General features: G+C 70.2%; 4 protein-coding genes and 1 pseudogene. 2 read left to right on the forward strand and 3 right to left on the reverse strand.

What is annotated here, in order from left to right; all coding sequences use genetic code 11:
* A pseudogene (locus A5652_RS28720) lies at window positions 1–150 on the reverse strand (cutinase family protein); the annotation flags it as partial.
* Between the two features lie 305 nt (window positions 151–455).
* Between A5652_RS28720 and A5652_RS20570 the strand changes: the two are divergent.
* A complete protein-coding gene (locus A5652_RS20570; protein ID WP_197514033.1) occupies window positions 456–1,352 on the forward strand; it encodes an SDR family NAD(P)-dependent oxidoreductase in 897 nt (298 codons plus the stop codon).
* Window positions 1,342–2,910 carry an AMP-binding protein gene (locus tag A5652_RS20575; protein WP_067355854.1) on the forward strand — a complete coding sequence of 523 codons (1,569 nt, stop codon included), beginning with the start codon at window positions 1,342–1,344 and terminating at the stop codon, window positions 2,908–2,910. The genes A5652_RS20570 and A5652_RS20575 overlap by 11 nt, the downstream gene beginning before the upstream one ends.
* 3 nt (window positions 2,911–2,913) lie before the next feature.
* On the opposite strand, the gene A5652_RS20580 is transcribed toward A5652_RS20575, so the two are convergent.
* Entirely contained in the window at window positions 2,914–7,764 is a 4,851-nt protein-coding gene (locus A5652_RS20580; RefSeq protein WP_067355858.1) for a cation-translocating P-type ATPase, read from the reverse strand.
* Window positions 7,765–7,924: 160 nt separating this feature from the next.
* Window positions 7,925–8,659 (reverse strand): RNA polymerase subunit sigma-70 (locus A5652_RS20585; RefSeq protein WP_067355861.1); only part of this gene is annotated, 735 nt, incomplete at its 5' end.

The raw sequence follows: 8,659 nt of genomic DNA on the forward strand, positions 1-8,659 counted from the left end.
TTCGCCGGTGCCGCGGGCGAACACTACTTGCACATCGGGACACTGGGCAGCCGAGGCGGTGGAGATGACGGAGGTGGCCAGGGCCGAAACGGCCACGCCCGACGCTGCGAGAACTACTGCTGAACCGAGGACGATGTGACGCGCAATCATGCCGCCATTGTGCCCAACCGACACGCTGCTTAAACACAGGAAACACCGAAATTACAGTGTTCTCATAAAATTAGCGCCGCTGCTGCGGACGGCGTGAGATCGGTTGCGCGCGGCGCGTATCCGGCGCCGCCGATCGCATCCGCGAGAGCCGGACCGACACCGAGGCCGCCCCCGAAGCCGTCACGGCCGGGCCGGAGCGAGGGCCCGCGATGCAATGTGGTCTCCTAACTTGTAGTTACGAGCCCGAAGCACGGTGAAGCAAGAGCCGGCATCGGCGAGCGGCCCGAGTGGATGCGGCGGCGAAGGTGAACCCGATAGCGCAGGCCCTGAACACGGTCACGGACCACGTGGCCAATCCGGCGCGGGTGTCGGATCCCGATAAGTTGCGCGGCACCGTCTTCGGCAAGACCGTCTTGGTGACCGGCGCCTCCTACGGCATAGGCGAGGCGACCGCACGCAGCCTGGCCGCCGCGGGGGCGACCGTCCTGGTGGTCGCCCGGTCCGAGGAGCGGCTCCGCGACGTCACGGCGTCGATCAACGCCGGTGGGGGTAAAGCGGTCGCCTATCCGGCCGACCTCACCGACGAATCCGCGGTGAGCACCCTGACCAAACAGATCACCGAGGAGCACGGCCCGCTCGACATCGTGGTGAGCAACGCCGGCAAGTCACTGCGCCGCTCGTTGCACGAGCAGTACGACCGGCCGCACGACTTCCAGCGCACCATCGACATCAATTACCTGGGGCCGGTGCGGTTGCTGCTGGGTCTGCTGCCGGCCATGCGCAGCAATGGCAGCGGGCACATAGTTAACGTGTCGAGTGTCGGCGTGCGGGTGGTGCCGGGTCCGCAGTGGGGTGCCTACCAGGCGTCGAAGGGCGCCTTCGACCGGTGGCTGCGCAGCGTGGCTCCGGAGCTGCACACCGACGGTGTGGATGTCACCACGGTCTATTTCGCGCTGGTCCGAACGAGGATGATCGCACCCACTCCGCTGCTGGGTCGCCTTCCCGGACTGTCGGCGGACGAAGCCGCCGACGCCATCGCCAAAGCGATCATCGAGCGGCCACGCACCATCGAACCACCCTGGGTGTTGCCGGCCGAGTTGGCCTCGGTGCTGCTGGCCGGCCCGGCCGACTACGCCGCGCGGCTGTGGCATCGGCGGTTCTTGACCGAGCCCGACACCGACGAGGACGACGATGACGACTGACCGCGTGGTGACCACCGCCGCCCGGGCCCTGCTGCACTCCGGTCTACTCAATCCGCCGGCGCCGCTTGCGGTTTTCCGGCTCCTTCGCGAGGCGCGCCGGGGCGGCACAAATCCGTACACGCTGCTGGCGGTCACGACCGCGCGTTGGCCCGACCGGACGGCGATCGTCGACGACGACGGCGCGCTGAGCTATCGGCAGCTGCAGCAGCTGACCGAGTCGCTGGCGCGGCGGTTGTCCGCCGACGGCGCTGCACCCGGACACGCGGTCGGAGTGATGTGCCGCAACGGACGCCGTTTCGTGGCGGGCGTTTTCGCCGCCGCTCTGCTGGGCGCCGACGTCGTTCCGATGAGTACGGAGTTCCGCAGCGACGCGCTGGCGGCCGCGGTGCAAGCCCACCGTATCTCGACCGTGGTCGTCGACGACGACGAACTCGCCGAGCGAGTCCGGGCCGCGGATGAATCGGTGGTCACGGTCGATCCGGCGACCGTTGGCACCGACGAGGGCGCGCCCAGGCCGGACGTTGCCGCACCCGGCCGCATCGTGCTGCTGACATCGGGCACCACCGGGAAACCCAAAGGGGTACCCCGCACACCGCAGTTGCGCTCCGCCGTGGGTGTGTGGGTGACGATCCTCGATCGCACCCGGCTGCGCACCGGTTCACGAGTTTCGGTGGCAATGCCCATGTTTCACGGGTTGGGGCTGGGCATGCTGATGCTGACCTTCGCGCTCGGGGGCACCGTTTTAACACGTCGTGAGTTCGACGCCGAAGCCGCGCTGGCCCAGGCGTCGCTGCACCGCGCCGACGCCTTCACCGCGGTGCCCGTCGTGCTCGCGCGGATCCTGGACCTGCCCGAGCAGGTGCGGGCGCGAAACCCGCTGCCCTACTTGCGGACCGTGATTTCCAGCGGCGACCGCCTCGACCCCAGCCTGGGTCAGCGGTTCATGGACGCCTACGGTGACATCCTCTACAACGGGTACGGCTCCACCGAGGTCGGCATCGGTGCGCTGGCCACGCCGGCTGATTTGCGCGAAGCCCCCGAAACCGTGGGAAGACCCGTCGTGGGGTGCCCGGTGCGCATTTTCAACAAGAACGACAAGCCGGTCGGGCCGCGGGTCACCGGGCGGATCTTCGTCGGCGGCGAATTGACCAGCGAGGGTTATACCGACGGCGCGGCAAAAGCCGTCGTCGACGGCATGACCAGCACCGGCGACATGGGCTATCTGGACAACGCGGGCCGGCTCTTCATTGTCGGCCGCGAGGACGACATGATCATCTCCGGCGGCGAAAACGTCTATCCGCGTGCGGTCGAGAACGCGCTCGCCCAGCATCCCGCCATCGCCGACAGCGTTGTCATCGGTGTCCCCGACGAACGGTTCGGTCAGCGCTTGGCCGCGTTCGTGGTCGCTCAGTCCGGCGGCGAGATCGACGAGGCGGAGTTGCGCGAGTACCTGAAGGGCCGGGTCTCTCGCTTCGAACAGCCGCGCGACATCAACGTCGTAGACAGCATCCCGCGCAATCCCACCGGCAAGGTGCTGCGCAAAGAACTGCCCCGCTGACGCTTACTGCTCGCCGGGCTCCAAAGCGGCGACCTGTTTGGCCAGCCAGTTGGGTGCCAGCGCCGAGATCGCGGTGGCGCCCGCCGTCGAACCCAACACACCGGACCAGGCCACCGGCCCCAGCGGTGTGCACCCGAAGAACTGACTGACCACCGGGGTCTGCACGATGCCGACCAATACGCCGGCGCTGCCCAGGGCGGTCGCCACGACGAGCGGGCTGTGCCGGCGTGTCAGCAGCGTCTGCGCCAGCTGCGTAGTCACGAGTGCGGTCAAACCCATTGTCGCCGTGCGGCGTTCGGTACCCGGTGTCCATCGTCCGATGGCCCAGGCGGCCGTTGCGCCGGCGGCCGTGACGGCGCCGCGCGAGACGATCTGGCGCATCAGCGGGGCGTCAAGGGACGGCGTGGGTCCGGTCAGCACCGCCCGGCGGTGCATGCGGCGTGCCTCTTCGGCGGCTTCGGCGGATTCGTACTCGGCTTCGTCGGGTTCGACGTACTGCGACGTGACCGCCACAGCGAGCGCGGGGAACATGTCCGTGAGCAGGTTGACCAGCAGCAGCTGACGCGTCCCCACCGGGGCGCGGCCCTGGCCCAGCGCGGTCCCGATGATGGTGAACAACACCTCGCCGACGTTGCCGCCCACCAGTATCGTGACCGCGTCGCGAACCCCGGCCCACATGCTGCGGCCCTCGACCAGGGCGTCCATCAGCACGCCCAGATCCTCGTCGGTCAAGACGATGTCGGCGGCTCCGCGAGCGGCCGACGATCCGCGACCGCTCACCCCTATGCCTACGTCGGCCATCCGGATGGCGGCGGCGTCGTTGGCACCGTCGCCGACCATGGCGGTCACGCGCCCGCAGCGCTGCAGCGCCGCCACGATCTGCACCTTCTGCTCCGGGCTGACCCGGGCGAACACCTGCACGTCGGCGACCAACCGGGCGCACGCGTCCTCGTCGAGCCCGGCAAGTTCGCCGCCGTTCACCACCCGCGCATCCGCGGGCAGGCCCAGCTGCCGGGCGATCGCCCGCGCGGTGGTCGGGTGGTCGCCGGTGATCAGCACCACATCACGGTCGGCATCGACCAGCGCTTCGATCAACGGGCGCGCCGATGCCCGCGCGGTGTCGGCCAAACCGACGTAGCCGAGCAGTTCGAGGTTCTGCGCCGCGCCGTCCACGGCGTCCGCGTCGGTGTCCTCATCGTCGGTCTCGTGCTTCCAATTGCGTTGCGCGACCGCGAGCACCCGCAAGCCCTGCTCGGCCAGACCGTGCACCACCGCCTCGGCCCGCGCTTGGTCGGCTTTCGGGTCGGCGAACTTGCAGCGCGGCAGGATGACCTCGGGAGCTCCTTTGAGGACCAGCACCGGCAGGTCCACGGGGTGGCCATTGGCAGCGCCGTCGTGACCCACCGTGCCGATCGCGGCGGCGAAACCCCGACTGGACTCGAACGGCACCTCGGCGACCATCGTCCAGTCCGAATCACCTTGACCGTTCAGCGAACTCGCGGCGGTGAGGATCGCCTCGTCGGTGGCGTGCGCATGTCCCTGGCCTTCCTGCGGCTGGGCCGATGCGCGGGCGGCGGCGCGCAGCAGACCGGCGGATTCCGGATCGGTCAGCTTCGGGAACGGATCGTTCGGATCGACATCGTCGGGCACGGCGCAGACGACGCGCAGCCGGTTCTCGGTAAGCGTGCCGGTCTTGTCGAAGCAGACGGTGTCGACGCGGCCCAGCGCCTCGATGGTGCGCGGCGCGCGGACCAGGGCCCCGCGCGCCGTCAGCCGCTGGGCGGCCGAGAGCTGGGAAAGGGTGGCCACTAGCGGCAGCCCCTCGGGGACGGCGGCCACCGCGATCGCGACGCCATCGGCCACCGCCTGGCGCAGCGTCGCGCGGCGCAGCAGCGCCAACGCCGACACCGTTGCGCCGCCGGCAAGCGTCAGCGGCAGCACCTTGCTGGTCAGTTCCCGCAGCCGGGCTTGGATTCCGGCCGAAGTTTCGACATCGGCGACCGCCGAGATCGCGCGGTGCGCTGCGGTGCCGACGCCGGTGGCCACGACGATCCCCCTGGCTCGTCCCGCGACGATGGTGCTGCCCTCGAACAGCATGCTGGCGCGGTCGGGGTCGTTGACCGCGACCGGGTCCTCCTGTTTGTCCACCGGGAGCGACTCGCCGGTGAGCAGGGACTCGTCGACTTCGAGGTCTTCGGCCAACAACACGCGGGCGTCGGCCGGCACCACTTCGGGTGCGGTCAGGTCGATGACGTCGCCCGGCCGCAAGGACTTGGCGGACACCGTGGCGGTGCGGGTGGCGTGCCGCGCGGCCTCCAGCCGGCGTTTGGTCGTCGCGACAGCCGGAACGACGACCCGGCGCACCAACTGGTCCTGCTCGGCGAACAGCTCGGCGGCCGCGGCCTCCGCCCGTAACCGTTGCGCCCCACCGGTTATCGCGTTGACGGTCATGACGCCGGCGACGAGCAGGGCGTCGATGTTGCTGCCGACGATCGCCGACGCGGCGGCCCCGACGGCCAGGATCGGGGTCAGTGGATCGGCGAGTTCGGCCCGCGTGGCGGACGCCAGCCTGGCCGCGTTGAGCAGCGGACCCCGCAGTGGCGCCAGCGCCGGGCTATACGACAGGTCGTCGAGACGACGCCGCCACGACGGCTCGGTTTCGACCGCCAGGGGCCGGGAACCGCCGGCCAGCCGCGAGTAGACGATCTCGGGATCCAACGCGTGCCAGGCGGTGAGCGGTTGGGGGGTGGGATCGGGCAGGCGCAGCACCCGGGTGGCGGACAGGGTTCCCGCCAGCAAGGCGGTCGCCGCGGCCGCGTTGACCGGGTTGAGCCATCGGCGAAAGCTGACGGGGCTGGTGGGTGCTTGTTCTTCGCCGGTGACGAGCAGCAGCCCGGCCAGCGTCGTGCCGCCCTGGGCGAGGTGCACGGCCGATTCGCTGGCCGAGCGCGCTACCGGAATAGCCGACAGGATCCGCACCGCGTCGGCCAGGTCGGTGCCGGTGATGATGTCCGCGGTCCACGCCGTGGCGGCGCGCGGATCGTCAAGGGCCACACCGACGTCGGCGATCGCGAGTGCGGCGAGGGTATCGGTCGACGCGAAATCGCGATGCAGAGCGGTGATCAGCAGGACGGGTCCGCGATCGACTCGCAGCTCGCGGACCACGTTCAACAGCGGCGTGCCCGGCGGATGTGATGCGCCGACGCTGGCGGCGAGGTCCTCGGTGCCGGCGACGTGGCGTAGGACCACCCGCGCGCCGGTCCGGTTCGCAGTCTGGAAGAGCGGAATCGCATAGGGGTCGACCTCCCAGCCGACTGCGACGCTGCCCACGCATTCGCCGTCGACGATCAGGTCGGCGTTTTCCAGACCCTGAGCGGGCTTGCCCGACGGCCCGCCCTCCGACGGGACCCATCTCAGGCGCGCACCGGTGGCCGGGAGTTCATCCGGATCGGGCTCGGGTGCCTCCTCGCCGTGCAGCAGCGCGTCGGCGACCTCGTAGACCCGGTCGTCGTCCCAGCCGGGCGCATCGCCGTGGACGCGCAAGACGGCACGATGATCGCCGCGCAGCGCGGCGCCGTCGATGACGACCACCTTCACCCGGTCCAGCCGGCGCAGTGCGCCGGGGTCGAGGACCAGTTGCCCGGAGGTGGCGAGCCCGCGGCCCAACACCGCCGCGAAGGCCTGCCGACCCATGTGCGCCGCGCGCGGTACCGCGGCTTCGATCGCGCCGGCGGCGTCCTCGGTACCGCCGCCGGCGACAAGCGCGCTCGCCGCGGCGATCAGCGCGCCGTTGGCCGCGGAATCGACGTAGCTCTCGACCGGGCCCGCCATCGACCCCTTCCCGGCGTCGATCGCGACGTCGATGGACCCGCCGACCACGACGTGCGAAGCCTCGCCGGCCGCGGCGGCCGCCCAGCTGTGCCGCGGCTCATGGGATTTGGCGCCGGCGGACGAGATGACGGGCACCACGGGAGCCTGTGGCCGCTCCGGCGACGCCAACGCCGGCTCGCGGTCTCGCCAGACGCGGCGGTGCGCCGTCGCCTCCGAGATTTGCAGGGTGCGTTGGGTCAGGTCGAGCAGCGGTGTACCGATCGCCTGGGTCAGCCCGTAAGCGGCCGCCGTCGTCGCGGCAAGCGCGATATCGGTGCCCACCCGACCCAGTCGCGATTCCAGGATCGCCACCATGCGCGGCTGATGGTTGATGAGGGCGGCCGCGGCCCGGGTCGTCTTGGGTGCCGCGGGCAGGCGGGTCACCCAGCCGGTGACCGCCCCACTCACGGCGACGATGTCCAGGGCGGCGGCGGTGAGCGGCACCAGAATCGCCAGCGGGTTACCCGGGTCGGCGAAGGGCGCGGAAAGGGACGAGGACATCGAAGTTGCCGGAGCGATGTCGTCAGCCACGGTAACGACCGCCTCGCGGACCTCGTCGAGGACGGTATCCGGGTCCGCGTCGTCGGTGAACTCGACCACCAACCGGCCCAGCGAGCCCTCGACATGGGCCTTGGCCACGCCGCGAATCCGGCGAACCGGCTCCTCGAGGACGGCCGCGTACTCGTCCCACCGCGGGAACGGCAGCAGCGGGTCGAGGTCCAGATGCACCCGCCGCCCGCTCTGCCAGCGCACCGGCGGCAAGATTTGGGCCGACGAGCCGTTGGTGGGGCCGCCGAACCCGATGGCGCGGCCCGTAGTTTCGGCGACCGACTGAACCACCGGGCCGGCCAATTCCGTGACGGGACTGGTCAGCGTCTGCAGCGCGCCCGCGGCCTCCGCCGCGGTGGACACACCGGCCCGCACCGCCTGCGCCGCTCCGCCGACTACGCCGGCGACGACGCTGGAAACGCCCGGAATTTTCACTCGTCACCCTTCAACTTCGTCTACCGCGCCTAATGATCCTGACGTGTGGAGGAGCTGTCCACACGCGGGCGGGAAGGTGAAACCGTGCGACGACGCCGACGACGATGCAGGTCCGGCCTCCCTTAGAGAGCAAGGGTGCGATTACGTCCCAGGACCAAGGTTACCGGGTTGGCGACAAACCAAACGTGCTGAACAAGCCGGGCTCGAGGAAGACGGTGATGCCGACGATCCCGGTGGCGCCGGGGGTCAGGACATGAATGGAATGGGCCGCCATCGTGTTGTCGGCGCTACGTCGGTACTCGGCAACGGCGGGTTGCGCATTCGCGGCCGTCGGGACCATCACGATATCGCCTGGCTTGGCCAGAGCCCGCCGGGCGAGGAACCGCAGCACCGCGTCGCAGCCGGTGAACCAGACTGGCATGGGCGGCATTTCGAGTTTGACGTCGGCTTGCAGCAGCGCCGTCAGCGCCGCCATGTCCGCGTTTTCGAATGCGGCGCAATACCGGTCGAGCAGTTCGCGACGCTGCGCATCGCCAGGCTCGGACATTTCGTCCTCGGCGGGGGAGAGCTCGGCAAGGTGGGCCCGGGCGCGCTGCAGCGAGCTGTTGACCGCCGCGGGCGTGGTTTCGAGGAGCTCGGCAACTTCGGCGGCGCTGAATTGCACGACGTCGCGCAGAATCAACACGGCGCGCTGCCGCGCCGGCAGTTCCTGCAGCGCGGTCATCACGGCGAGCCGCACGCTCTGCTTGGCGGTGAGGTCGTCTTCCGGGCTCTTGAACATTGAGTCGGGAATGGGCTCGAGCCAGGCATGCGCGCCGGCCTTCGCGTCGAAATCGGTGTCCGGGTCGACCGAGCCGTCCCCGACTCCCATCGGCAGCACGCGGCGGGCGCGGTT

The organism is Mycobacterium sp. 1165178.9 (assembly GCF_001673555.1).
Classification (GTDB): domain Bacteria; phylum Actinomycetota; class Actinomycetes; order Mycobacteriales; family Mycobacteriaceae; genus Mycobacterium.